Genomic DNA, 23,999 nt, shown 5'->3' on the forward strand with positions numbered 1-23,999 from the left:
AGGCGGGCCCGCGTCCGTCGGAGTACGTCTTCGGCGTACGTCATCACGTCGCGCCGTCGGGGTACGTCATCGCGCCGCCCAGCACCGCGGCGAGCTCGCCGCGGGACGTCAGGCCCAGTTTGGGGAACATCCGCTGGAGATGGGTGCTCACCGTCCTGGGCGAGACGTACAGCCGCTCGCCGATCTCCCGGTTCGTCAGACCTTGCGCGGCAAGCTGGGCGACATGCAGCTCGGTCGAGGTCAGCCGGTCGACCGCGGCCGGGTCCTGGCGCGGGGACGACGCGCCCGCGGCGCGCAGCTCCTGCCGTGCCCGCTCCGCCCACGCCGACGCGCCGAGGGCGTCGAAGATCTCGCGTGCGGCCTGCAGGGCGGCGCGGGACTCCGCGGGCCGCCGGTGCCGCCGCAGCCACTCGCCCAGAGCGAGGCGCGCCCGCGCCCGCTCGAACGGCCAGTCCGTGGGGACCGCGTCGAGGGCCGCCCTGTACAACGGCTCGGCGGCATCCTGCGGACTCAGCAGAGCCCGGCCAAGTCGCACTCCGCAGAGCAGGGCCGGCGAAGACGTCGTTTCCCCGAGTGGGGTCAGCTCCCGCACGATGTCGCGCGCCACCTCCGCCGATTCGCTGCGCACAGCCGCCTCGACCAGCTCCGCGACCGCGTAGAAGCGCAGCCAAGGATGGAAGGAAGGGTCAGCCGGGTCGAAGACGCGGTGCAGGTGGCCGAACGCGTCGCCGTAGCGGCCCTGGCAGAGTGCCGCCTGGCCGCGGGCCGTCTGCAGGATGGCCAGCACGGGGCGCCCTCCGCTGGGAAGCGCCGCGCGTTCCGCTTCCGCCGCCCACGCCTCCGCCGCCGGGTCGCCGCTGACGGCGGCCAGTTGCGCGCGGATGGCATTGACCATCGCGTGCACGAGGGGCTGACCGGTCTCTCGGGCGAGCGACGCGGCCTCCTCCGCGGCGAGGGAACCGGCGCGTACGTCACCCAGCCGGGCGGCGCTCCCCGCCTGGACGCAGAGGGCGCGGGCCAGCATCGACAGCCTGCCTTGCGCCCGGAGGGCGTCGAGCGACCTCGTCGTCAACCGGCTTGCCAGGGCGGGGGCGCCCACCGTCACGGCGGCGCCCCCCAGAAGCTGGTCGCCCTCTGCGTTCTCGGACGCACGCTCCAGCTGACCCGCCAGGTCCTCCATGACCGCTCCCCCACGCTCGACCGGCACCGAGTAGGCCCGCAGAGCGACCAGGTCGGCGTTGTCGGTGTGTACGGGCATCCGGTCGGCGGCGGCGGCGACCCGCTCGCGGGCGGCCGGCCCCGGCTCTCCCCAGAAGCACTGCAGGACCGCGCCCCACAGCATGCGCAGCGCCAGCGTCGGTTCGCCTTCAGCGGCGATCTCGACCGCCAGATCGGCCAGCTCGGCGGTCGCGGCGCCCTCGCCCCGAGTCCCCTCGGCCAGAGCGATGCTGACCCAGGCCGCGCGGCCTTGGTCCCGGACCGAAAGGTCCAGTGAGCGCGCCTGGGCCAGCAGATGTGCCGCGACGTCTCCTTGGCCCGACTCCAGCGCGAGCTCCGCCGCCCGGAGCAGCCGGTCCGCCCGCGCGGACGGGTCCTTCGTCAGCTCCGTCGCACGCCTCAGCGCGGCAAGGGCTGCGGCGACACCGCCTCGCCGCAGGGCTCTGCCGGCAGTGGAGTCCAGATCCCTTGCCACCTGTTCGTCGGGACCAGCGGTGGCGGCGGCGCGGTGCCATGCCTGCCGGTCGGGCTGGCTCTGGAGTGCGGCGGCCAGAGCGTCATGTGCGGCCTGCCGTTCCGCGGCGGTAGCGGCGTGGTAGATCGCCGAGCGGACGAGCGGGTGCCTGAAGGCCATTCCCCGGGCTTCCACCAAGCCCGCGCTGATCGCTGCCTCACCAGCGGAGACGTCGACCACCCTCCCGAGCATCCGGGTCGCTGCGGCGAGGCATTCGTCCATGGTTCCGTCACCGTTGAGAGCCGAGAGGAGCAGGAGCGCACGGGTGTCGGCCGGAAGGCGGGAGACACGCGCCGTGAAGGTCCTCTCCAGCCGTGCGGTCAGCGGCAACGGACCAGGGTTGAGCGCATACGCTCCGCCGACCGACCGCAGCGCGACCGGCAGCTCGGTGAGCGCCAGCGGGTTCCCGGCGGACTCCTCCAGGAGTCGCCGCCTGACCTGCTGTCCCAGGCCGGGGGCCACCGCGTCCAGCACCTCACCCGACACCTCGTCCGTCAGCGGCCCCAGGTGCAGCACGGGCAGGCCGGCGCTACTGAGGCGGTCGTCAAGGCGCCGGGTGACGGCGACCAGGACGAGGGGATCGGACTCGATCCGCCGCGCCACGAACCCGAGCACATCGAGGCTGGCATGATCCATCCAGTGGGCGTCCTCGACCACCACGAGCAGCGGAGCCTTTGCCGCCGCGTCCGTCAGCAAGGTCAGCGCGGCCAGGCCTACGAGGTACAGATCGGGGACGGCCTCGTCGACGAGCCCGACGGCGGCGAGCAGCGCGGTACGCTGGCGCCCCGGCAAGTCGTCGATCCCGTCGCGCAGTTGGTGAACCAGCTGGTGCAGCCCGGCACAGGGCAGGTTTTCCTCCGACTGGACCCCGACAGCAGTGATCACATGGGTTCCCCCGCGCGCTGCCACGGCCGCGGCCTCTGCGACCAGTGCCGACTTACCGATCCCCGGCGCGCCGGTGATCACCGTCGCGCCGCCCGACCCGGCGGCTCCCTGCTCGACCAGGGCAGCCAGCGCGCGACGCTCCGTCTCGCGCCCCAGCAGCACCCGCCTCTGCATGTCTCACTCCGATTCTCTGCGGCTCCCGGCAGCCGAGGACTCCACGTCCTCGCGTCGCCAGGCAACTCGGCGGCATCTCCGACGGCGGGCGATCGGACAGGCCTGACCTGGATGCCGTTCGTGCAATGGTATGCACGCAGCCGGGTGGGAACTACCGCGGTCCGCGCCCCCAAGGGCCGCCGCCCGTGGCGGTGTCGTGGTGGCGGGCGGCCGGTTCCTCGTCGATGCGCGGGGACCGGAGGGGGCGGCGTCTTCGCCGCCCTGCGATCGCAGGACAGGATCTGGCGGGCGGCGCCGGTGCGCTCCATGGCCTCCGGCGTGATGTGTCGGCCCTCCCCGGCGCGCCGACGCCGCACGACACCCGGCGTTCGCCGCGGCCGATTCCGTCTGCCTGCACCGAGCGCGTGAACAGCTCAGAGAGAAAGCGACCGGAGCAAGGTGCCCGAGTGGTGAACGGGAGTGCCCTTTTCCACGTTGCGCTGATGGGACGTGCCTGCGTCCCTGCGATGCCGCCGTGCGCTCCGGCCCACTGCGGCACCACACCACCATGGAAGGAACAACACACCAGTGAAGCGCTTCATCACACGCCTCGCGGTAGTCGCGGCGGCTGGGGCCATGGCCGTCGTGCTGCCTGCCTCGTCGGCGTCCGCCATCAACCGCACCGAATGCAAGGGACTGGGCCTCCTGTCGCTTCACAACGCAGGCGGCTCTCTCTGCTTCGCCAACGCGGGAGTGCAGAGCGTGGCGATCTACGGCGTGGACCAGATCTGGACCGGAGACAACAAGGTCACCTTCGAGTACGTGCCGAGGCTCGGGGCTCCGGCGACCAGCGCGACCGTGGACAAGTGGCATTTCGGCACCGCCCCCGGTGAGCCCATCCACAAGATCACGAAGATCAGGATCTGGTAGCGGCAAGCCGGTGCGAACGGGGTGACAGCGTGCCCTCGTCAGCGATCACGTCGCTGTGGCCGGTCCGTTGAGTCCGTTCGGTGCCGCCTCTCGAGGGGGACCCGCGGTCGCCGCACCTCCGGGAGGCGGACGCCGCACGGAAAACGGTTCCAGAAAAAGCGATTCCCCAGGTCAGAACGATTCTGCCTGGGGGCCCTGGTGGGGCGGGTGGGACTCGAACCCACGGCCGACGGATTATGAGTCCGCTGCTCTAACCGGCTGAGCTACCGCCCCTAACGGCGCGTCGCGCACATGTGTGCGCGCCGTCCGCCGTAGCATAGCCGGTCATACGATCTCCTGCCTCGTATGGTCGGCATCGCCTGACCATGAGGACTCCGCTGGTCGCCGCCCGGTTCCCGCATCGCGTGCACAGGACACGGGATGTCGCACGGAACACATCCGGGACACGCCCCGGCACGAACGACGAAGAGGGCCCCCGGGGGCCCTCTTCGTCTCCGCTCCCCCGGCTGGACTCGAACCAGCAACCCTCCGGTTAACAGCCGAATGCTCTGCCAATTGAGCTACAGGGGATCGCGCTCCCCCGACTGGACTCGAACCAGTAACCTGCCGGTTAACAGCCGGCTGCTCTGCCAATTGAGCTACAGGGGATTGCTGCGTGTGCACCGAACGTACCTACCGGATGCGTCCCGGAGGGCGTGCGCTCGCTGCGACACATACATTAGCGCAAGCAGGGGGGTGCTCCGCCAATCGGTTCCGCGCAGGGTGATCTGGCGCCGGGACGGGTAGGCGGGCAGCACCGACGCAACGGAAGGTGACACCCATGCGGTACAAGCTCACGTTCGTCGCCGGACTGGCCCTCGGCTTTGTGCTCGGCGCACGTGCCGGGCGCGAGCGGTACGAGCAGCTCAAGAAGTCCGCGCGACAGATCTCCCAGAACCCCGCCGTGCGCAACGCGGCCGAGTCCGCGGCCCACAACGGCCGCGAGGCCGCGGGCAAGGCGTTCCACGCGGTGAGCGACAAGGTCGGCGACCGCGTCCCCGAGTCGGTCGCCGACCGGGTGCGCTCGCTGCGTGAACGCGGCTCCGGCACCGAGGACGACTGGGGAACGACCAACACCTGACCCGCCGGCCCCCGCGCGTACGGCAGAATTCCGGACATGGGGATAGTCGCAGGACTGGACAGTTCGTCCGAGTACACACGCATCGTCGTCTGTGACGCGGACACGGGCGCCGTACTGCGCCAGGGATACGCGCCGCACCCGCTGGAGCCGAAGTCCACCGAAGCCGACCCGCAGGCCTGGCTGCTCTCGCTCGGCGAGGCCGCGGGCGGCGGGCTTCTGGAGGGCGTGCAGGCCATCGGTGTATCGGCCCAGCAGCACGGCCTGATCACCCTCGACGCGCAGGGCGGCCCCGTGCGCCCCGCGCTGCTCGGCAACGACCGGCGCGCCCAGGTCGCCGCCGCCGATCTGGTGGACGCCCTGGGCGGCCGGCAGGCGTGGGCCGAGGCCGTCGGGTCGGTGCCGCAGGCGGCCCAGCCCGTCGCCAAGCTGCGCTGGCTGGCCCGCACCGAGCCGGAGGCGGCGCAGCGGGTCGCCGCGGTGATGCAGCCGCACGACTGGCTGGTGTGGCAGCTGCTCGGCAGGCCCGCCCGCCGCACCACCGATCGCGGCGGCGCCTCGTGCACCGGCTACTGGTCGGCCGGCACGGGCGCCTACCGCCCCGATCTGGTGGAGACCGCGCTGGGTCACCCGTGCGCGCTGCCCGAGGTGCTCGGCCCGGCCGAGGCCGCGGGCACCACTCCGGAGGGGCTGCTGATCTCGGCCGGTACGGGCGAGACGATGGCCGCCGCGTTCGGGCTGGGCGTCGGCACCGGTGACGCCGTGGTGTCGCTCGGGGCGTCCGGCTCGGTGATGGCCGTCCACCACGAGGCGCTCGCCGACCCCACCGGGATGATCACCTCGTTCGCCGACGCGACCGGGATGCACCTGCCCGTGGTGCACACCCTGAACGCCGTCCGTGCCCTGCGCGGGACGGCCGAGATGCTCGGGGTCGAGTCGCTCGACGAACTCTCCGCCCTCGCCGTGAAGTCGACGCCCGGGGCCTCCGGGCTGGTGCTGCTCCCGTACCTGGAGGGTGAGCGCACACCCCAGCTGCCGCACACCGCGGGCACGTTGAGCGGGCTGCGGCGCGAGTCGATGAAGCCGGAGCACCTGGCGCGGGCCGCCTTCGAGGGCATGCTGTGCTCGCTGGCCGACGCCCTGGACGTGCTGCGCGGGCGCGGGGTGGAGGTGCGGCGGGTGTTCCTGCTGGGCGCCGCCGCCGAGCTGCCCGCGGTGCAGGCCGTGGCCCCCGCCGTGCTCGCCGCCCAGGTCGTGGTGCCGCAGCCCGCGGACTACGCCGCCCTCGGCGCGGCCCGTCAGGCGGCCTGGGCCCTGGGCGTCGCGCAGGGGACCCTCTCCCCCGCGGCCCCGCCGGCCTGGCAGGGCGCCGCTGCGCAGGTGTTCGAGGCGGGCGAGGACGCGGACGTGGGCATGGCGGTGCGCCAGCAGTACCGGGCCACGCGGGAGCAGATCCACCCGGGGGCGTTCTCCCAGGGCATGTGATCCGTGCCGGGCGGCGCGGCCCGCCCGGCACGGTCCGTTCTTGACCGGGGTTTGGGGAAAATCCCGGGAGGTTCGCCGACTCGGTGTCGGAAGATGGGTGGATCCAACCCCCGATCGTGCCGAGCCGAGAGACACGTGTGCTGATACGACTTCTGCGGACCTATCTGGGTCCGTACAAGAGACCCATCGTCCTTCTGGTGGTGCTGCAACTGCTGCAGACCAGCGCCACCCTCTATCTGCCGACCCTCAACGCGGACATCATCGACGACGGCGTCGTGAAGGGGGACACGGGCTACATCCTGTCCCTCGGCGCCCTGATGATCGTCATCAGCGTCGTCCAGGTGCTGTGCAACATCGGGGCCGTCTTCTACGGCGCGCGCACGGCGTCCGCGCTCGGGCGGGACGTGCGGGCCGACGTGTTCGGGCGGGTGCAGAGCTTCTCCGCCCGTGAGGTCGGCCGCTTCGGGGCGCCGTCGCTGATCACCCGTACCACCAACGACGTCCAGCAGGTCCAGATGCTGGTGCTGATGGCGTTCACGCTGATGGTCTCGGCTCCGATCATGTGCGTCGGCGGCATCGTGCTGGCGCTCGGGCAGGACGTGCGGCTGTCGGCGGTGCTGCTGGCCGTGGTGCCGGTGCTCGGCATCTCCGTCTCGCTGATCGTGAAGCGGATGCGGCCGCTGTTCCGCACCATGCAGGAGCGGTTGGACACGGTGAACCGGGTGCTGCGCGAGCAGATCACCGGAAACCGGGTGATCCGGGCGTTCGTCCGCGACGGCTACGAGACGGAGCGCTTCCGGGGCGCCAACGGGCAGCTGACGGACGTGTCGCTGTCGACGGGCCGGCTGATGGCGCTGATGTTCCCGATCGTCATGACGGTCGTCAACGTGTCGTCGATCGCCGTCGTCTGGTTCGGCGCGCACCGGATCGACAGCGGCGGGATGGAGATCGGCGCGCTCACCGCGTTCCTCGCCTACCTGATGCAGATCGTGATGGCCGTGATGATGGCCACCTTCATGTTCATGATGGTGCCGCGCGCCGAGGTGTGCGCCGAGCGCATCCAGGAGGTGCTGGACAGCGAGTCCAGCGTCGTCCCGCCGAAGGCGCCGGTGCGCGAGCTGCGCGCGCACGGTCATCTGGAGGTACGGGACGTCGACTTCCGCTACCCGGGCGCGGAGGAGCCGGTGCTGCGGTCGGTGTCCCTGGTCGCCCGTCCCGGCGAGACCACGGCGATCATCGGCTCGACGGGCAGCGGCAAATCGACCCTGCTGGGCCTGGTGCCCCGGCTGTTCGACGTGACGGGCGGCGAGGTGCTCGTGGACGGCGTCGACGTGCGCACCCTGGACCCGGCGCTGATGGCGCGGACGGTCGGGCTGGTGCCGCAGAAGCCGTACCTCTTCACCGGCACCGTCGCCACCAACCTGCGCTACGGCAACCCGGACGCGAGCGACGAGGAGCTGTGGCAGGCGCTGGAGGTCGCGCAGGCCGCCGACTTCGTCCGGGCGCTCGGCGCCGGGCTCGACTCCCCCATCGCGCAGGGCGGCACCAATGTCTCCGGCGGTCAGCGCCAGCGCCTCGCCATCGCGCGCACGCTGGTGCAGCGGCCGGAGATCTACCTGTTCGACGACTCCTTCTCCGCGCTCGACTACGCGACGGACGCGGCGCTGCGTGCCGCGCTCGCGGCCCGCACGGCCGACGCGACCGTGGTGATCGTCGCGCAGCGGGTGTCGACGATCCGTGACGCGGACCGGATCGTCGTCCTCGACGAGGGCCGGGTCGTCGGGACGGGCAGCCATCACGAGCTGATGGAGGGCAACGAGACGTACCGGGAGATCGTTCTCTCGCAGCTGACGGAGGCTGAGGCCGCATGAGCGGGCCGGGTGCTGCACGGATGATGGCCGGCGGGTCCCCCGCCGACCGTTCGATGGACTTCAAGGGCTCGGGCAGACGGCTGCTGCGGCAGCTCGCGCCCGAGCGGGCCGCCCTGTGGCTGATGCTGTGCGCCGGGGTGCTCTCCGTCGCCCTGTCGGTGGTCGGCCCCAAGATCCTCGGAGCGGCGACCGACCTGGTCTTCGCCGGGGTCGTCGGGCGGCAGATGCCCGAGGGCGCCACCAAGGAGCAGGCGGTCGAGGGCGTCCGGGCGGACGGTGACGGCTCGCTCGCGGACATGCTCGCCGGCGTGGACTTCACCCCGGGCGAGGGCATCGACTTCGGCGCCGTCGGCCAGGTGCTGCTGCTGGCGCTCGCCGTGTACCTCGGGGCGGGCCTGCTGATGCTGGTGTCGACGCGGCTGTCGATCAAGGTGATCAACCGGACCGTCTACCGGATGCGCGAGGACGTGCAGGCGAAGCTGGCGCGGCTGCCGCTGTCGTACTTCGACAGGAAGCAGCGCGGCGAGGTGCTCAGCCGCGCGACCAACGACATCGACAACATCTCGCAGACGCTCCAGCAGTCGATGGGGCAGCTGATCAACTCGCTGCTCACCATCGTCGGCGTGCTGGTGATGATGTTCTGGATCTCCCCGCTGCTGGCGCTGGTCGCCCTGGTGACCGTGCCGCTGTCGGTGTTCGTCGCGGCCCGGATCGGCAAGCGGTCGCAGCCGCACTTCGTGCAGCAGTGGAAGTCGACGGGCACGCTGAACGCGCACATCGAGGAGATGTACACCGGGCACACGCTGGTCAAGGTCTTCGGGCGGCAGGACGAGTCCGCGCGGGACTTCGCCGAGCAGAACGAGGCGCTCTACGAGGCCGGATTCCGGGCGCAGTTCAACAGCGGCATGATGCAGCCGGTCATGTTCTTCGTGTCCAACATCAACTACGTGCTGGTCGCGGTGGTCGGCGGGCTGCGGGTCGCCTCGGGCTCGCTGTCGATCGGTGACGTGCAGGCGTTCGTCCAGTACTCGCGGCAGTTCTCGATGCCGCTGACGCAGGTCGCGTCGATGGCGAACCTGGTGCAGTCGGGTGTCGCGTCCGCGGAGCGGGTCTTCGAGCTGCTGGACGCCGACGAGCAGGAGCCGGACGCGCCGGCCGAGGCGCGGCCCGTGCGGCCGGACCGGCCCGAGGGCCGGGTGGCGCTGGAGAAGGTGGCGTTCCGCTACGACCCCCAGAAGCCGCTGATCGAGGATCTGTCGCTCACGGTCGAACCCGGTCACACGGTGGCGATCGTCGGGCCGACGGGCGCGGGCAAGACGACGCTCGTCAATCTGCTGATGCGCTTCTACGAGGTCACAGGCGGGCGGATCACCCTCGACGGCGCCGACATCGCCGCGATGTCCCGCGAGGAGCTGCGCTCCGGCATAGGGATGGTCCTCCAGGACACCTGGCTGTTCGGCGGCACGATCGCCGAGAACATCGCCTACGGCGCCTCCCGGGAGGTCACCCGCGAGGAGATCGAGGAGGCGGCGCGCGCCGCGCACGCCGACCGGTTCGTGCGGACGCTCCCCGACGGCTACGACACCGTCATCGACGACGAGGGCGCGGGGGTGAGCGCGGGCGAGAAGCAGCTGATCACCATCGCACGGGCGTTCCTGTCGGACCCGGTCATCCTGGTCCTCGACGAGGCGACCAGTTCGGTCGACACCCGCACCGAGGTGCTGATCCAGAAGGCGATGGCGCGCCTGTCCCACGGGCGCACCAGTTTCGTGATCGCGCACCGGCTCTCCACGATCCGGGACGCCGACGTGATCCTGGTCATGGAGGACGGGACGATCGTCGAGCAGGGGACGCACGAGGAGCTGCTGGCGCGGGAGGGGGCCTACGCCCGGCTCCACGCGGCGCAGTTCGCGCAGGCGGTGGTGGAGGTGGAGTAGCCCGGCACCGCCCGTCGTGTCGGCCGCCGTGCCGCCGTGCCTCCCCGGCGCGGCGGCACGGCCCGTCTCCGGGTCAGTCGAGGTAGCCGCGGAGCTGGTCGGCGAAGGRGTGGTCGCGCAGCTTGTTCAGCGTCTTCGACTCGATCTGGCGGATGCGTTCGCGGGTCACCCCGAACAGCCGCCCTATCTCCTCCAGGGTGCGGGGGCGGCCGTCGTCGAGGCCGTACCGCAGCTGGACCACCTTGCGTTCGCGTTCGCCGAGCGTGGAGAGCACCGCCTCCAGGTGCTCGCGCAGCAGCAGGAAGGCCGCCGACTCGACCGGGGACGCGGCGTCGCCGTCCTCGATCAGATCCCCGAGCGCGACGTCGTCCTCCTCGCCGACGGGCGCGTGCAGCGACACCGGTTCCTGAGCCAGCCGCAGCACCTCGCCCACGCGCTCGGGCGCCAGGTCCAGCTGGGCGGCGACCTCCTCGGCGGTGGGCTCGTAGCCGCGTTCCTGGAGCATGCGGCGCTGGACGCGGATCACGCGGTTGATCAGTTCGACGACGTGGACGGGCACCCGGATGGTGCGGGCCTGGTCGGCGAGCGCGCGGGACATGGCCTGGCGGATCCACCAGGTCGCGTACGTCGAGAACTTGTAGCCCCGGGCGTAGTCGAACTTCTCCACCGCTCTGATGAGGCCCAGGTTCCCCTCCTGGACGAGGTCGAGCATGGTGAGGCCGCGTCCGACGTAGCGCTTGGCGACGGAGACCACCAGACGCAGGTTCGCCTCGATCAGCCGCCGCTTGGCGACCCGGCCCATGACGACGAGGCGGTCGAGATCGACGGCGAGCCGGGAATCGGGGTCGGGCGTCCGGGCGAGGCGTTCCTCGGCGAACAGACCGGCCTCCACCCGCCGCGCGAGCTCGACCTCCTCGGCCGCGCTGAGCAGCGGGATGCGCCCGATCTCGCGCAGGTACTGGCGGAAGAGGTCCGAGGAGGGACCCGAGCCGTCGGCGGCCCGGCCGGTGGGCCGCGGCGGCTCGGGTGTTTCGAGTTCCACGAGGGGCTCGTCGGGAACGGCCTCGGGAAGGCCGTCGGGCCGGCCCTGCGCGGGCACCTGCCCGACCGGGGCGACGGCCGCTGCCATGGCCGGTTCGGTCTCGGGCTCGGTCAGGATCTGGGTCTGCACGCGACCTCCAGGGTGATCGCTGCCGGTCGGGGGGCTTGCGGCAGCTTCCGAGGGCTCAGGCACCGCCACCCAGTGTGGGGTACGACACATCCCCGCCACGAGGGGCGTGCGGCGACTTTCTGGGACCCGGTGTGACCGGACGGTTACTCGGATGCCCCCATGTGTGGGGGTCTGGCAGGATCGGCCGATGCCGAGGGGCGGCGACGAGACGTACGAGACCCCTGTGACCGTCCGGTGCGACGGAGAGCCCGGCCGTGGGCGGCTGGACGCGGGGGCGCGGACGGCGGGGCCGAAGGCGACGCACATCGTGCCGGCGCGGGGGCGGATGGTGTCGCGGCCGATGCTGACGCTGCGGGGCGGCGACGGCCTCGCGGCGCAACAGGCCGCCGCCCACGGACTGGTGACCGGACTGCGCAAGGCCGGCTTCGCGCCGGCGCGGGTGAAGACCGAGACGACGCCCTGGGCCGCGGAGGTCGCCACGGCCCCGACGGCTGCTTCGAGCACCGTCTGAAGCTTCCGCTGGACGACACACGTACCCGCGGGGCAGGGAATCTCCACGACGCGGTGCTGCCGGCCGAGCGGCACCCGCTGCCGCTGCCGCTGCCGCTGCTCACGGAGGCGCTGCGGCTCTCCGGCGAGTGGCCGCCGGGGGCACCCGGCGTCGTGCGCCTGGAGGATGTCGAGGATGCGGTCCGGCATGTGGAGTGGCACCACTTCCCGGCCGAGCCGCCGGTGCCGGCCGACACCGGGGAGGCGTACGCCCGGCGGCTGGTGACGGCCGTGCGGCCGGCCTTCGCGGGGCGCTGACCGGCCCGGCCGCCCGGAGCGCAGGCCCGGTCCGGCGCGGGTCGGACGCCGGGCGCCCCCGGCGCGGGCGGGGGGCACAGGTCTGCGGGCACGGGCAGGCGGGCACCGCGCCGGAGGAACGGGGCCGCCGCCGCTCAGGGCGGGGCGGTCACAGCGCCGCCGCGCCCTGGTTGCGCAGGGCCTGACCGTACTGCTGGAGGACCCAGAGCTCGTTCGCCACGGCGGCGTACCGCTCGGGGTCGCCGCCGGTGCCGAGGCGGGCGAGGGTGCCCTGGACGTCGGCGATGCGGCGGTCGACGGCGCGCAGCCGGACCTGGACCAGCTGCATGCCGGCGTACACCTCGTCGACGGCGCGTGCGTGGATCGCCTCGACGGCGAGCTCGGTGACGAGGGCGCGCACCGAGTCGTCGGGCGCGGTGTCGCGGACCCGGGCGAGGTAGCCGGGGGTGTCCTCGCAGCCCGACTCCGCGCCGCCGGCCTCCATGATCGTCTGGCGGACCGCCGCGTAGGGCGGGGCGGTGAACTCGTCCGTGCCGTAGGCGTCGAAGGCCGGGGAGACCAGGGCCGGGTGCTGGAGCGCGAGCTTCAGCAGCTCCCGCTCGGTGCGGTGGGCGGGGCTGCGGAGGTTGAGGGCGGGGCCGGACGGGGCGTGCGGCGCCGCCGGCGCCTCGAACGCCCGGGCCCTGCGGTCGGGCCCGGGGCCGCCGGGCCCGCGGCCGTTGCCGCCGCGCTCCCGGGCCCAGCGGGCCAGCTGGGCGACGCGCTTGACCACGAACTGCGTGTCCAGGATGCCGAGGATCCCGGCCAGCTGGACGGCCGACTCGTGCTGGATGGCGACGTTCTTGATGGCGGCGACGACGGGCGCGGCCTCGTCGAGGGCGGCCGCCCGGCCGGCGGGGGTCTCCAGGTTGTGCCGGGTGACCATCTGCCGGATGGCGAACTCGAAGAGCGGGGTGCGGGATTCGACGAGCTTCTGCACCGCGTCGTCGCCCTGGGCGAGGCGCAGGTCGCACGGGTCCATGCCGCCGGGGGTGATCGCGATCGAGGTCTCGGCCGCGAACTTCTGGTCGTCCTCGAAGGCGCGCAGGGCTGCCTTCTGCCCGGCCGCGTCGCCGTCGAAGGTGAAGATCACCTCGGCGGTGGCGTTGTCCATGAGGAGCCGCCGCAGGATCTTGATGTGGTCGCCGCCGAAGGCGGTGCCGCAGGTCGCGATGGCGGTGGTGACGCCCGCGAGGTGGCAGGCCATCACATCGGTGTACCCCTCGACGACGACGGCGCTGCTGGTGCGGGCGATCTCCTTCTTGGCGAGATCGATGCCGTACAGGACCTGCGACTTCTTGTAGATCGCCGTCTCGGGGGTGTTCAGGTACTTCGGTCCGTTGTCGTCCTCGCGGAGCTTGCGCGCGCCGAAGCCGACGACCTCCCCGGTGATGTCCCGGATCGGCCACATCAGCCGCCCGCGGAAGCGGTCGATGGGGCCGCGGCGGCCCTCCTGGGAGAGGCCGGAGAGCAGCAGCTCCTTGTCGCTGAAGCCCTTGCCGCGCAGGTACCGGGTCAGGTGGTCCCAGCCCGCCGGGCTGTAGCCGACGCCGAAGTGCTGGGCGGCCGCCTGGTCGAAGCCCCGCTCGGCGAGGAACGTCCGCCCGGTCTCGGCCTCGGCGCCGTCCAGCTGCTCGACGTAGAACTGGGCGGCGATCTTGTGGGCCTCGACCAGGCGGATGCGCTCGCCGCGCTGGTGGGTCGGGTTGTAGCCGCCCTCCTCGTACCGCAGCGTGATGCCCGCCTGGGCGGCGAGGCGTTCGACCGTCTCCGAGAAGGAGAGGTGGTCGATCTTCATCACGAAGGCGATGGTGTCGCCGCCCTCCTGGCAGCCGAAGCAGTGGAACAGGCCCTTGCTCGGGCTGACCTGGAAGGAGGGGGACTTCTCGTCGTGGAAGGGGCACAGTCCCTTGAGGTTGCCGCCGCCGGCGTTCCTCAGCTGGAGGTACTCGGACACGACGGCGTCGATCGGGACCGCGTCCCGTACCGCCTTCACGTCGTCGTCGTTGATCCTGCCTGCCACGGGGGAAGTCTACGGCGGCGCCACGGCACTCCCGTCAGCCGGCGAGCGAGGCGAGGGGGACGGCGGGGTCGCCCAGGGCCTGGGGGTCCACCGGGGACCCGGACCGGACGAGGCGCTGGATCTCCTCGGTGACGTCCCACACATTCACGTTCATCCCCGCCAGCACCCTGCCCTCGCTCAGCCAGAAGGCGATGAACTCGCGCTTGCCGGCGTCGCCGCGGAGCACGACCTGGTCGTACGAGCCGGGCGGGGCCCAGCCGGAGTACTCCATGCCGAGGTCGTACTGGTCGGAGAAGAAGTACGGCACCCGGTCGTAGACGGTGTCCTGGCCGAGCATGGCGCGGGCGGCGGCCGGGCCGCCGTTCAGGGCGTTCGCCCAGTGCTCGACGCGCAGCCGGGTGCCGATCAGCGGGTGCTGGTGGGCGGCGACGTCGCCGGCGGCGTAGATGTCGGGGTCGGAGGTGCGCAGCCGGGCGTCGACCGCGATGCCGCCGCCGTGGGCCCGGTCCGCGAGCTCCAGCCCGGCGGTCTCGGCGAGGGAGGTGCGGGGGGCGGCGCCGATCGCGGCGAGGACCTCGTGCGCGGGGTGCTCCTCGCCGTCGTCGGTGCGGGCGGCGAGGACCATGCCGTCCTGGCCGGTGATCTCGGTGAGGCGGGCGCCGAAGTGGAACCGCACGCCGCGTTCGCGGTGGAGGTCGGCGAAGACCTGGCCGAGCTCGGGCCCGAGGACGCCGTGGAGCGGGGTCGGCGCCGGTTCCACGACGGTGACCTCGGCGCCGTACCCGCGGGCGGCGGCGGCGACCTCCAGCCCGATCCAGCCGGCGCCGGCGACGAGCAGGTGCCCGTTGTCGCGTCCGAGGGTGGCGAGCACCCGGCGCAGCCGGTCGGAGTGGGCGAGGCGCCGCAGATGGTGCACGCCGGCCAGGCCGGTGCCCGGGATGTCGAGGCGGCGGGGTTCCGCGCCGGTGGCGAGGAGCAGTTTGTCGTAGTGGAGCACGGTGCCGTCGCCGAGGCGGACGGCCTTGGCCGCGCGGTCGATGGAGACGGCGGTCTGGCCGAGGTGGAGCTCGATCTCGGAGCGGGCGTACCAGCCGGGTTCGTGGACGAAGACGCTGTCGCGCTCCTCCTTGCCGTTCAGGAACCCCTTGGAGAGCGGCGGACGCTCGTAGGGCCGGTCGCGCTCGTCGCCGATGAGGATCACCCGCCCCGTGAACCCCTCGGCGCGCAGTGTCTCGGCCGCCTTGGCGCCGGCCAGTCCACCGCCGACGATGACGAAGGTCCGATGTGCGTCGACCACGTGTTGCCTCCTCTTCAGGTCCTGTTCGGCCTTCTGCGAGCGTCCCGCACCGCGCGTGTCGGCGAAAGGGGGAGTGCCCGCCCAAGACCCCAAGACGTACGGAACCGGACGGAACGACAAACGATCACCGTACCCGGACCGGCACCGGGCGTCGGTCAGCGCCTCGGCAGGCGTGCGTGCAGGGTCCGGGCCGAGGCGTCGGTGAGCGAGGCGATCTGGTCGACGACGACCCGCTTGCGGGCCCGGTCGTCCGGCGCGGCCTCGAACAGGGCCCGGAACTGCGGCTCCAGCCCCTCGGGCGCGCGGGCGGTGAGTGCCTCGGCCAGTTCGGCGAGCACCACGCGCTGGTCGGCGCGGAGCTCCTCCTGCTCGGCGCGGCGCATCACATAGCGGTCGGCGACGGCCTTGAGCACCGCGCACTCGTGCCGGGCGGCCCGCGGGACGACCAGTTCGGCGCCGTACCGGGTCAGCGGGCCACCGCCGTACGCCTGGCGGGTGGCGCCCTCGGCGGCGAGCGCGAACCGGCCGACGAGCTGGCTCGTCGCATCCTTCAGCCGGGCCTGGGCGACGGCCGAGCCGTCGTAGTGGTGCGGCCACCACGGTGCGTCGACCAGCCGGTCGAGCGCCTCGGACAGTTCGTCGGGCGAGGTGTCGGCGGACACGTAGCGGCCGATGGCGACCGACCAGATCGACTCCCGTTCGACCGCGGAGAGCAGGCAGTTGGGGTCGATGTGGCCGGCGTGCAGACCGTCCTCGAAGTCGTGGACCGAGTAGGCGACGTCGTCCGACCAGTCCATGACCTGCGCCTCGAAGCAGGTGCGGCCGGCGGGGGCGCCGCGGCGGGCCCACGCGAAGACCGGCAGGTCGTCCTCGTACACCCCGAACTTGCCCGACGCCGGATCAGGGCCGCCGCCGCGCGGCCACGGGTACTTGGTCGCCGCGTCCAGCGCGGCGCGGGTCAGGTTGAGTCCCACGCTGACCGGTTCGCCGGTACGGGCGTCCGGCGCGAAGCGCTTGGGCTCGATACGGGTGAGGAGCCGCAGGGACTGGGCGTTGCCCTCGAAGCCCCCGCAGTCGGCGGCGAACTCGTTGAGCGCCTGCTCGCCGTTGTGGCCGAAAGGCGGATGGCCCATGTCGTGGGAGAGGCAGGCCGCCTCCACCAGGTCGGGGTCGCACCCGAGGGCGGCGCCGAGCTCCCGCCCGATCTGGGCGCACTCCAGGGAGTGGGTGAGCCGGGTGCGGGGGCTGGCGTCCCAGGTGTGGCTGCGGGTTCCGGGCGTGACGACCTGGGTCTTCCCCGCGAGACGGCGCAGCGCCGAGGAGTGCAGGACCCGTGCCCGGTCGCGCTGGAAGGCCGTGCGGCCGGGGCGCTTGTCGGGCTCGGGCGCGTAGCGCTCGACCGCTGCGGCGTCGTAGCCCCCCTCGTCGCCGGTGGGCGGGGCGGGCGCCTCGGGGTCGTGCGGCCAGGCCGCCTCCCGCGCCGCCGGGGCGGTGCGTGCGGCCGGGGCCTCGGGATCGTGGGGCCAGGTGCTGCCGTCGGTGCCGGTGGTGCCAGTGCCGTCCATGCACCGAAGGTAGCCGCCCCCACCGACGCCCGGTGCGAAGGCGTGCGCGCCGCGCCCCACCCCCGCGGGACGCGGGGCGCGCCGGGGCCTGCCGCGCGGCGCGGGGCGGGCCCTCCGGTCAGGCCGCGGTGAGTTCGCGGAGGCGCGCGGGGTGCGAGTGGGCCGTCAGCGCCTCGTCGTAGCGGTGGAGCAGCAGGCGGGCGAGGGCCGGGTGGGTGCCGAGCGGTTGCGCGGCGATCCACGGCGCCGCCTCGGCGCTGCGGGTGGCGAACAGGCCCGGCGCGGCGAAGTAGGAGGCCACGGCGATGCGGTGGCGCCCACGGGCGGTCAGGGCACGCACCGCCGCGGGGACGGTCGGCGCCAGGGCGGAGGCGTACGCGGGGACGACCGGCACCCGGAGGCGCTCGGCGAGCAGAGCCGCCGCCCGGCGGGTGTCCTCGGCCGACTCGGGGTCGCGGGAGCCTGCGGACGCGAGCACCACCGCGGCCCGGCGGCTGCCGTTGTCCTCGTCCCGCCAGCCGGCCTCCGCGAGCCGGGAGGCCAGCGCCTCGGCGAGCAGCGGATGCGGGCCGAGGGGGGCGGCGACGCGGACGTCCGCGCCGGGCACCTTCGCGGCCGCCGACGGCAGATCGTGCTTGACGTGGTACCCGCGGCTGAGCAGCAGGGGCACGAGCACGGCGGACGCGCCGCCGGTGCCGGCGAAGTCCTCGAGGGTGTGGTCGAGCAGCGGCTCGTTCAGCTCGATGTGGCCGAGGCGGACATCGAGGCCGGGGCGGAGCTCACGGACCCGGTCGAGGAGAGCGGAGACGGTGTGCACGGCGCGCGGGTCACGGCTGCCGTGGGCGACGGCGACGAGGGCGGGCCGGTGGGGTGTCGGGCGCATGCGTGGCGGGTTCCGTTCAGTCGGACGTGACTCAGCTGGGTGCCGAGCTGAGCGGTGATGCGCGAGAGCAGCTGCGCGGTGGTGTCGAAGTGCGCGGTGCTCCCGTGGGGCATCGGTGCGGGAGGGGGCAGGGACTCACGAAGGTGTTCCGGCTCCGTCATGACCCGATGGTGGCGGGCGCAGGTTGCCTTCGTGTTGCGTGAGGGTGACGGCGGTTTTCGCCCGGCTCACACCCCGTCTTCCCCCTCGCCCCGTCCGGCGGATGCGGCCAGGTCCGCATCCGCCGGCACCGCGGCAGTCCGGCGGGGACCCGGACACGGCGGCCCCCGGGCCGTGCGCGGGTCCTGGCAGGGGGCGGCAACGGGCCGGCCGGCCCGGCGCACGCCGACCCCATCCGCGGCCGGCACGCCGGGACCGGACGCGGCGGCTCAGGCCGTGGCCGGAACACGGCGACCCGAGTCCCGGCGGGCCCGCGGAACCGGGAACGGCCGCTCACGTCGTGGCCGGAGCGCGGTGAGCCGAGCGGTGGACGGCACCCCGGAACCGGAAACGGTCGCGCACACCGTCGCCGGCACCGCCCCGGGCGCGGCGGGCCCGCCGGAACCGGGCGCCGGCTGCTCAGGCCGTGGCCAGCCACACCCGCAGCGGCCCCGCCGGGGACAGGCCCTGGCGGACGGCTGCGGCGAGGTCCTCGCCGTGTTCGTAGCCGACCACCGGCACACCCGGCCACATCCGGCTCACCGCGGCGAGGCAGCCGGCCCAGGCCGTGTCGAGGTCGCCGTCCGCGGTGAAGAGGTTGGAGATGCCGGCGGCCGTGCCGTCCGCCGTGACCACGGCGCCCGCGACCGGGGCGCCGGACGGGCCCCGCACGGCGAGGACGGCGGTGTCCGCGTCCCTCAGCAGCTCCGGACGGAAGAGGCCGGCGAGGCCCTGGCCGCCGTCCCAGGCGTCCGCCCACCCCGCGAGCTCCCCGGCCGTCGTCACCCGCTCCCACCGCGGCCCGGCCCGGCCGGGCCCGGTGTCCCCGTGCGCCGGGCGGTGCAGCCACTGCGCCTCGAAGAGCACCTCGAACCCGGCGGGCGCGAGGTCGAGCGCGGCGAAGGAGTCCTTGACGGAGGCGCCGGGGGCGGCCGTGTCGGTACGGGCCAGAACGCTCGCCGCGGACGCCCCACGGGTCAGCGTGACGGCGTCCGGGTGGAGCGGCGGCGTGCGGCGGGCGGCGGTCCAGGCGTCGGGGGCGAAGCTCCCGGTGAGGCCGTGGGCCAGGCACATCGCGTGGCACCACCGGGCGTTGTTGCGGGCGGCGAGCTCCACCCTGTCGTCCCTCGTCATGGGCGGGATCCTGCCAACCGGAACGGTGGCGCGGCGAACCGTTTTCGCACCGGACGCGTCTGTCCCTGCGGGGAGGGATCATGAAACGGATCCGCGAGTGGTGGACGGCCGGCGGGCCGCGCCGCAGGCGGCGCGTGGCCCAGGCCGTCATGGCGGGGTGCGTGCTGGCGCTGCTGCCGTCGACCTGGATGCACGCGGTCGCGGACGGCAGGGTGCACGGGGTCGCCGACGTGCCCGCGCGCGAGGTGGCCGTCGTCTTCGGTGCGGGACTGTGGGACGGGCGGCCGACGCCGTATCTGGCGCACCGCCTGGACGCGGCCGCCGAGCTGTACCGGACGGGCAAGGTCGAGGTCGTCCTGGTCACCGGCGACAACAGCCGTGCCGGGTACGACGAGCCGGACGCGATGCGGGGCTATCTCACCGGACTCGGTGTGCCGGACGACCGGATCGTCAGCGACTACGCCGGGTTCGACACCTGGGACTCGTGCGCACGGGCGCGCAGGATCTTCGGCGTGGAGCGGGCGGTGCTGGTGACGCAGGGCTTCCACATCCGGCGGGCCGTCACGCTGTGCCGGTCCGCGGGCATCGACGCCTACGGCGTCGCGGTGGCCGAGCCGCACGACGCGACCTGGTACTACGGCGGCGTCCGGGAGCTGTTCGCGGCGGGCAAGGCGTCCCTCGACGCCGCGTTCCGCCCCGACCCGCGGTTCCTCGGCGACGAGGAGCCCGGCGTCCACGACGCCCTGGCGGCGTCGGGACCGTGACGCGCAGGGCGTGCCCGGATCGTAAAGCTCCGCACGGGCGACCGGCACGCCACGCTCGCTTCCGGGCCCGGGGCAGGCGACAGTGAGCCGCATGAACAACGACGTGACAGTGCTGCTCGCCCGGCATGCGGAGGCTCTCGCCCTGGTCACCGACCGGGTGCACGCCGTCCGGGCGGACCAGTGGGACGATCCGACGCCGTGCACCGAGTGGTCCGTACGCGATCTCGTCAACCATCTCACCGCCGAACAGCTGTGGGTCCCCGCCCTGGTGACCGACGGGTCGGGCCCGGACGACGTCGGCGACACCTTCGACGGCGATGTGCTCGGCGAGAGGCCCCGGGTCACCTGGGACGCGGCCGCCCGCGCCGCCCGGAAGGCGTTCGCGGCCGAGGGCGCGCTGGAGCGGACGGTCGTGCTGTCGTACGGGGAGACCCCGGCGGTCGCCTACTGCGCCCAGATGACGGCGGACGCGGTGGTGCACGCCTGGGACCTGTCCCGGGCGATCGGCGCGCCGGAGCACCTCCCCCACGATCTGGTCGCCTTCGCCCTGGACGAGGTCACGCCGTACGCGGACGGCCTGGCCGGGTCGGGCCTGTTCGCGCCGCCCGTCGAACCGCCGCCGGCCGACACCCCGCAGTCCCGTCTGCTGGCGATGCTCGGCCGCCGGGGCTGAACCGCCCTGCCGCGCAGGCGCCGCACCGGGGCACCGCACCTCCCGCACGGGTGCGCCCCGGCTCCCGCACCGGACCGCCGCACCTCCCGCACGGGTGCGCCCCGGCTCCCTCACCGGGCGGCGCGGCGCACCCGGAGGGCCGCGTACCCCGCCCGTAATGCGCGGCGTCCGCCGGCGTAACACGGATGTCCCACGCTGGCAGCATGCGCGACGAGACCATCGACACCCACTGCCCCTACTGCGCCCTGCAGTGCGGCATGAAGCTGCGTGCCGCACCGGACCCGGCGGACGGCACCGAACGGACCGTCGAGGTGGTGGAGCGCACCGAGTTTCCCGTGAACCGGGGGGCGCTGTGCGGCAAGGGCCGCACCGCGCCCGCTGTTCTCTCCTCCCGGGTGCGCCTGACCGGGCCGCTCGTCCGATCCCACGCCACCGGCCGGCTCGAACCGGCCACCTGGGAGGAGGCACTGCGTACGATCGCCGACGGGCTGAGCCGCACACGCGCCGAGTACGGCGCCGACGCGGTGGGTGTCTTCGGCGGCGGCGGGCTGACCAACGAGAAGGCGTACACGCTCGGCAAGTTCGCACGGGTCGCGCTCGGCACCTCGCAGATCGACTACAACGGCCGCTTCTGCATGTCGTCGGCGGCCGCCGCGCACACCAGGGCGTTCGGCCTCGACCGGGGGCTGCCGTTCCCGCTGGAGGACATCCCGAGAACCGGTTGCGTGATCCTCGTCGGCTCCAATCTCGCCGAGACCATGCCGCCCGCGCTGCGCTACCTCACCGAACTGAAGGAGAACGGGGGGCGGCTGATCGTCGTCGACCCGCGGCGCACCAGGACGGCCGAGCAGGCGGACCTGCACCTCGCGCCGCGGCCCGGCACCGATCTGGCGCTGGCCCTGGGGCTGCTGCACATCGTGGTCTCCGAGGGGCGCACCGACGACGGCTTCGTCGAGGAGCGGACGGCCGGCTGGCCCGAGGCGCGCGCCGCGGCGATGGCGCACTGGCCGGAGCTGGTGGAGCGGATCACCGGTGTCGGGGTGCCCCAGCTCCGGGAGGCGGTGAAGATGTTCTGCGACGCGCCGACGGGCATGGTGCTGACCGCGCGCGGCCCCGAGCAGCAGTCCAAGGGCACCGACACGGTCGGCGCATGGATCAACCTCTGCCTGGCGACCGGCCGCGCGGGCCGGCCGCTGTCCGGGTACGGCTGCCTCACGGGGCAGGGCAACGGGCAGGGCGGACGTGAGCACGGCCAGAAGGCGGACCAGCTGCCCGGGTACCGCAAGCTGGACGACCCGGCAGCCCGGGCGCACGTCGCCGAGGTCTGGGGCGTGCCGCCCGAGTCGCTGCCCGGCCCCGGGCGCAGCGCCTACGAACTCCTGGACGCGCTCGGGCAGGACGTGCGGTCGCTGCTGCTGATGGGCTCCAACCCGGTGGTCTCCGCGCCGCGCGCGGCCCACATCGAGGAGCGTCTGAAGTCGCTGGACTTCCTGGCCGTCGCGGACGTCGTCCTGTCGGAGACCGCCGCCCTCGCCGACGTGGTGCTGCCGGTGACGCAGTGGGCCGAGGAGACCGGCACGATGACCAACCTGGAGGGCAGGGTGCTGCTGCGCCGCAAGGCGCTGACCCCGCCGGCGGGGGTGCGCAGCGATCTGGAGGTGCTGAACGCGCTGGCCGGCCTGCTGGGTCACGAGAAGGGTTTCCCCACCGACGCGGAGGAGGTCTTCGACGAGCTGCGCAGGGCGTCCGCGGGCGGCCCGGCCGACTACTCGGGCATCACCTACCGCAGGATCGCGGAGGAGGACGGCGTCTTCTGGCCCTGCCCCGACGGCACGGACGACGGGGCGGCCCACCCGGGGACGCCCCGGCTCTTCCTGGACCGGTTCGCCACGCCGGACGGTCTCGCCCGCTTCGTGCCGGTGACCCACCGGCCCGCCGCGGAGGAGCCGGACGCCGAGTACCCGGTGCTGCTGACCACGGGCCGGGTGGTGTCCCAGTACCAGTCGGGGGCGCAGACCCGCAGGGTCGGCGAGCTGAACACGGCGGCACCGGGGCCGTTCGTCGAGCTGCACCCGCAGATGGCGGAGCGCCTCGGTGTGGCGGAGGGCGATCCGGTGGCCGTCGTCTCGCGCCGGGGCAGGGCCGAGGGCCCGGCCCGGGTGACGAACGGGATCCGGCCGGACACGGTGTTCATGCCGTTCCACTGGCCGGGCGCGGGGCGCGTCAACACGGTGACCAATCCGGCGCTGGACCCGACGTCGCGGATGCCGGAGTTCAAGGTGTGCGCGGTACGGGTCGAGGCGGCCGGTCCGCGCCCCGGGGTCCCGGGCACGGTCTGACCGGAGGCGCCGGGGGGCGCCGCCGGATCGGGAGGCGCCGCCGGGTCGGAGGCGGGCGCCGCCGGGCCGGGGTGAGGGCGGTGCGCTCGCAGCGGGCCTGTCCTCACCCCGCCCCGACAGCCCGTGACCGGGGGGCCCGCACTGCGGAGCCCGTGCCTCGGGCGGGCCGGCGCGTCCGCCCGGACCAGTCGCCGCCGGCGATCAGGACGCCGTCCGCGGCCAGCTCCCGGGCGACGCCGGCGGCCGCGACGTACACCCAGGCGCGCAGCGGGGAGCCGTCCTCGCCGACCACCTCGCGGGCGAGGCGCTCGTAGAGGTTGCGCGGGTGGCCGGGCGCGAGGTACTCCTCCAGCCCGTCGAGGGTCCGCAGCAGTGCGGCGTACTCCTCGGGTGCCGCCGTGACCACCGTGCCGGTGACGCTGCCCGTTCCGGACGGGTCGGCCACGGCGTACGGATAGCCGGGGCCCTCGTAGAGCAGCGCTCCGTGCAGGGTCGCCGGCCGCTCGCGGGTGGTGCGGCCGGCCAGGAACAGGCCGTGGTTGCGTTCGCCCGGCCGGAGCGTGCCGTAGACGAAGAAGGGGAGGGCGGCGGTCACGGGGCCGTGGTCTCGGCCCGTACCCACGCCGTGTACCCGGCGGCCGCGCGGACCACCGGCACGGCGATGATCTCCGGGGTGTCGTAGTCGTGCGCGGCCGTCAGATGCGCTTCGAGCGCGTCGTAGCAGGCCGGGGTCGTCTTGAAGAGGACCTGCCACTCCTCGGCGCTCTCGATGGCCTGCTGCCAGTGGTAGACGGAAATCACCGGGGCGGAGATCTGCGCGCAGGCGGCGAGCCGGGCCTCGACGGCCCCCTGCGCCAGGCGGCGTGCCTTCTCGGCACTGTCGGTGGTGGTCGTCACGGTGAGCAGCGGGGGTGCGGCGGGTCCTTGCTCCACGGCACGGGCTCCTTCGTCGGCTGTCGGGCGGGCGGGTGGCCGGGCCTCCCCTGGCCACCGTAC

General features: G+C 73.7%; 17 protein-coding genes, 3 tRNA genes and 2 pseudogenes. 10 read left to right on the plus strand and 12 right to left on the minus strand.

Translation table 11 applies throughout. The features are described 5' to 3' along the window. Window positions 1-43: 43 nt before the first annotated feature. A complete protein-coding gene (locus EAO77_RS01560) occupies window positions 44-2,791 on the minus strand; it encodes an ATP-binding protein (protein ID WP_147986336.1) in 2,748 nt (915 codons plus the stop codon). Window positions 2,792-3,358: 567 nt separating this feature from the next. Here EAO77_RS01560 and EAO77_RS01565 point away from each other — a divergent pair. After that, on the plus strand, window positions 3,359-3,700 hold the full coding sequence (locus tag EAO77_RS01565) for a beta/gamma crystallin domain-containing protein (protein ID WP_147986337.1): 342 nt from the start codon (window positions 3,359-3,361) through the stop codon (window positions 3,698-3,700). A 196-nt stretch (window positions 3,701-3,896) separates the two neighbouring features. Here EAO77_RS01565 and EAO77_RS01570 read toward each other — a convergent pair. The 3 genes from EAO77_RS01570 to EAO77_RS01580 all read right to left on the minus strand — a co-directional run bounded on the left by EAO77_RS01570 (window position 3,897) and on the right by EAO77_RS01580 (window position 4,348). Further along, a tRNA-Ile gene (locus tag EAO77_RS01570) sits at window positions 3,897-3,973 on the minus strand. Window positions 3,974-4,197: 224 nt separating this feature from the next. After that, a tRNA-Asn gene (locus tag EAO77_RS01575) sits at window positions 4,198-4,270 on the minus strand. 5 nt (window positions 4,271-4,275) lie between these two features. Beyond that, window positions 4,276-4,348 (minus strand) — tRNA-Asn (locus EAO77_RS01580). Window positions 4,349-4,520: 172 nt separating this feature from the next. Here EAO77_RS01580 and EAO77_RS01585 point away from each other — a divergent pair. The 4 genes from EAO77_RS01585 (at window position 4,521) to EAO77_RS01600 (ending at window position 10,110) form a co-directional block, all read left to right on the plus strand. Continuing rightward, window positions 4,521-4,820 (plus strand): YtxH domain-containing protein, encoded by a 300-nt coding sequence (locus tag EAO77_RS01585; protein ID WP_147986338.1) that lies wholly within the window; start codon window positions 4,521-4,523, stop codon window positions 4,818-4,820. A gap of 36 nt (window positions 4,821-4,856) precedes the next feature. Then, complete coding sequence (locus EAO77_RS01590) at window positions 4,857-6,302, plus strand: FGGY family carbohydrate kinase (RefSeq protein WP_147986339.1); 1,446 nt, start codon at window positions 4,857-4,859, stop codon at window positions 6,300-6,302. A 137-nt stretch (window positions 6,303-6,439) separates the two neighbouring features. Next, complete coding sequence (locus tag EAO77_RS01595) at window positions 6,440-8,173, plus strand: ABC transporter ATP-binding protein (protein WP_147986340.1); 1,734 nt, start codon at window positions 6,440-6,442, stop codon at window positions 8,171-8,173. Beyond that, window positions 8,170-10,110 (plus strand): ABC transporter ATP-binding protein, encoded by a 1,941-nt coding sequence (locus EAO77_RS01600; RefSeq protein ID WP_147986341.1) that lies wholly within the window; start codon window positions 8,170-8,172, stop codon window positions 10,108-10,110. Before EAO77_RS01595 ends, EAO77_RS01600 begins: the two co-directional genes overlap by 4 nt. A gap of 73 nt (window positions 10,111-10,183) precedes the next feature. Here the strand turns inward: EAO77_RS01600 and EAO77_RS01605 are convergent, their stop codons facing one another. Beyond that, the gene (locus EAO77_RS01605; RefSeq protein WP_410088183.1) at window positions 10,184-11,371 is read right to left on the minus strand and encodes an RNA polymerase sigma factor; all 1,188 of its coding nucleotides are present in this window, start codon (window positions 11,369-11,371) and stop codon (window positions 10,184-10,186) included. A 97-nt stretch (window positions 11,372-11,468) separates the two neighbouring features. On the opposite strand from EAO77_RS01605, the gene EAO77_RS01610 reads away from it, so the two are divergent. Both EAO77_RS01610 and EAO77_RS01615 read left to right on the plus strand, forming a co-directional pair. After that, entirely contained in the window at window positions 11,469-11,792 is a 324-nt protein-coding gene (locus EAO77_RS01610) for a hypothetical protein (protein WP_147986343.1), read from the plus strand. A 53-nt stretch (window positions 11,793-11,845) separates the two neighbouring features. Then, entirely contained in the window at window positions 11,846-12,088 is a 243-nt protein-coding gene (locus EAO77_RS01615; RefSeq protein ID WP_147986344.1) for a hypothetical protein, read from the plus strand. A gap of 148 nt (window positions 12,089-12,236) precedes the next feature. Here the strand turns inward: EAO77_RS01615 and dnaG are convergent, their stop codons facing one another. From dnaG to EAO77_RS01640, 5 genes and pseudogenes are all read right to left on the minus strand, one after another. Next, window positions 12,237-14,150, minus strand: coding sequence for a DNA primase (dnaG, locus tag EAO77_RS01620; RefSeq protein WP_147986345.1), 1,914 nt, complete (start codon window positions 14,148-14,150; stop codon window positions 12,237-12,239). A gap of 34 nt (window positions 14,151-14,184) precedes the next feature. Beyond that, complete coding sequence (locus tag EAO77_RS01625; protein WP_147986346.1) at window positions 14,185-15,447, minus strand: NAD(P)/FAD-dependent oxidoreductase; 1,263 nt, start codon at window positions 15,445-15,447, stop codon at window positions 14,185-14,187. Window positions 15,448-15,602: 155 nt separating this feature from the next. Then, window positions 15,603-17,012 (minus strand): deoxyguanosinetriphosphate triphosphohydrolase, encoded by a 1,410-nt coding sequence (locus EAO77_RS01630; protein ID WP_147986347.1) that lies wholly within the window; start codon window positions 17,010-17,012, stop codon window positions 15,603-15,605. A gap of 118 nt (window positions 17,013-17,130) precedes the next feature. Then, window positions 17,131-18,056: pseudogene (locus EAO77_RS01635) on the minus strand (sirohydrochlorin chelatase). Between the two features lie 457 nt (window positions 18,057-18,513). Next, window positions 18,514-19,227, minus strand: a complete 714-nt coding sequence (locus EAO77_RS01640) for a hypothetical protein (RefSeq protein ID WP_147986349.1) — start codon at window positions 19,225-19,227, stop codon at window positions 18,514-18,516. Window positions 19,228-19,292: 65 nt separating this feature from the next. Here EAO77_RS01640 and EAO77_RS01645 point away from each other — a divergent pair. The 3 genes and pseudogenes from EAO77_RS01645 to EAO77_RS01655 all read left to right on the plus strand — a co-directional run. Continuing rightward, a pseudogene (locus tag EAO77_RS01645) lies at window positions 19,293-19,991 on the plus strand (vancomycin high temperature exclusion protein); the annotation flags it as partial. Between the two features lie 91 nt (window positions 19,992-20,082). Continuing rightward, the gene (locus EAO77_RS01650; RefSeq protein ID WP_147986351.1) at window positions 20,083-20,664 is read left to right on the plus strand and encodes a TIGR03086 family metal-binding protein; all 582 of its coding nucleotides are present in this window, start codon (window positions 20,083-20,085) and stop codon (window positions 20,662-20,664) included. Between the two features lie 203 nt (window positions 20,665-20,867). Then, the gene (locus tag EAO77_RS01655) at window positions 20,868-23,003 is read left to right on the plus strand and encodes a molybdopterin oxidoreductase family protein (protein WP_147986352.1); all 2,136 of its coding nucleotides are present in this window, start codon (window positions 20,868-20,870) and stop codon (window positions 23,001-23,003) included. Window positions 23,004-23,106: 103 nt separating this feature from the next. Here the strand turns inward: EAO77_RS01655 and EAO77_RS01660 are convergent, their stop codons facing one another. Then, complete coding sequence (locus tag EAO77_RS01660; protein WP_187283086.1) at window positions 23,107-23,598, minus strand: gamma-glutamylcyclotransferase family protein; 492 nt, start codon at window positions 23,596-23,598, stop codon at window positions 23,107-23,109. Continuing rightward, window positions 23,595-23,936, minus strand: coding sequence for a divalent-cation tolerance protein CutA (cutA, locus tag EAO77_RS01665; RefSeq protein WP_147986353.1), 342 nt, complete (start codon window positions 23,934-23,936; stop codon window positions 23,595-23,597). Before cutA ends, EAO77_RS01660 begins: the two co-directional genes overlap by 4 nt. Between the last annotated feature and the right edge of the window lie 63 nt (window positions 23,937-23,999).

The sequence above is a fragment of the Streptomyces sp. T39 genome (assembly GCF_008042045.1).
Taxonomy (GTDB): Bacteria; Actinomycetota; Actinomycetes; order Streptomycetales; family Streptomycetaceae; genus Streptomyces.

What these genes read in the sequence shown, in the direction of transcription:
- EAO77_RS01600 (WP_147986341.1), top strand. Translation starts at nt 8,170, where the DNA reads ATGAGCGGGCCGGGTGCTGCACGGATGATGGCCGGCGGGTCCCCCGCC.
- EAO77_RS01585 (WP_147986338.1), top strand. Translation starts at nt 4,521, where the DNA reads ATGCGGTACAAGCTCACGTTCGTCGCCGGACTGGCCCTCGGCTTTGTG.
- EAO77_RS01590 (WP_147986339.1), top strand. Translation starts at nt 4,857, where the DNA reads ATGGGGATAGTCGCAGGACTGGACAGTTCGTCCGAGTACACACGCATC.
- EAO77_RS01560 (WP_147986336.1), bottom strand. Translation starts at nt 2,791, where the DNA reads ATGCAGAGGCGGGTGCTGCTGGGGCGCGAGACGGAGCGTCGCGCGCTG.
- EAO77_RS01630 (WP_147986347.1), bottom strand. Translation starts at nt 17,012, where the DNA reads ATGGACGGCACTGGCACCACCGGCACCGACGGCAGCACCTGGCCCCAC.
- EAO77_RS01610 (WP_147986343.1), top strand. Translation starts at nt 11,469, where the DNA reads ATGCCGAGGGGCGGCGACGAGACGTACGAGACCCCTGTGACCGTCCGG.
- EAO77_RS01640 (WP_147986349.1), bottom strand. Translation starts at nt 19,227, where the DNA reads ATGACGAGGGACGACAGGGTGGAGCTCGCCGCCCGCAACAACGCCCGG.
- EAO77_RS01650 (WP_147986351.1), top strand. Translation starts at nt 20,083, where the DNA reads ATGAACAACGACGTGACAGTGCTGCTCGCCCGGCATGCGGAGGCTCTC.
- EAO77_RS01655 (WP_147986352.1), top strand. Translation starts at nt 20,868, where the DNA reads ATGCGCGACGAGACCATCGACACCCACTGCCCCTACTGCGCCCTGCAG.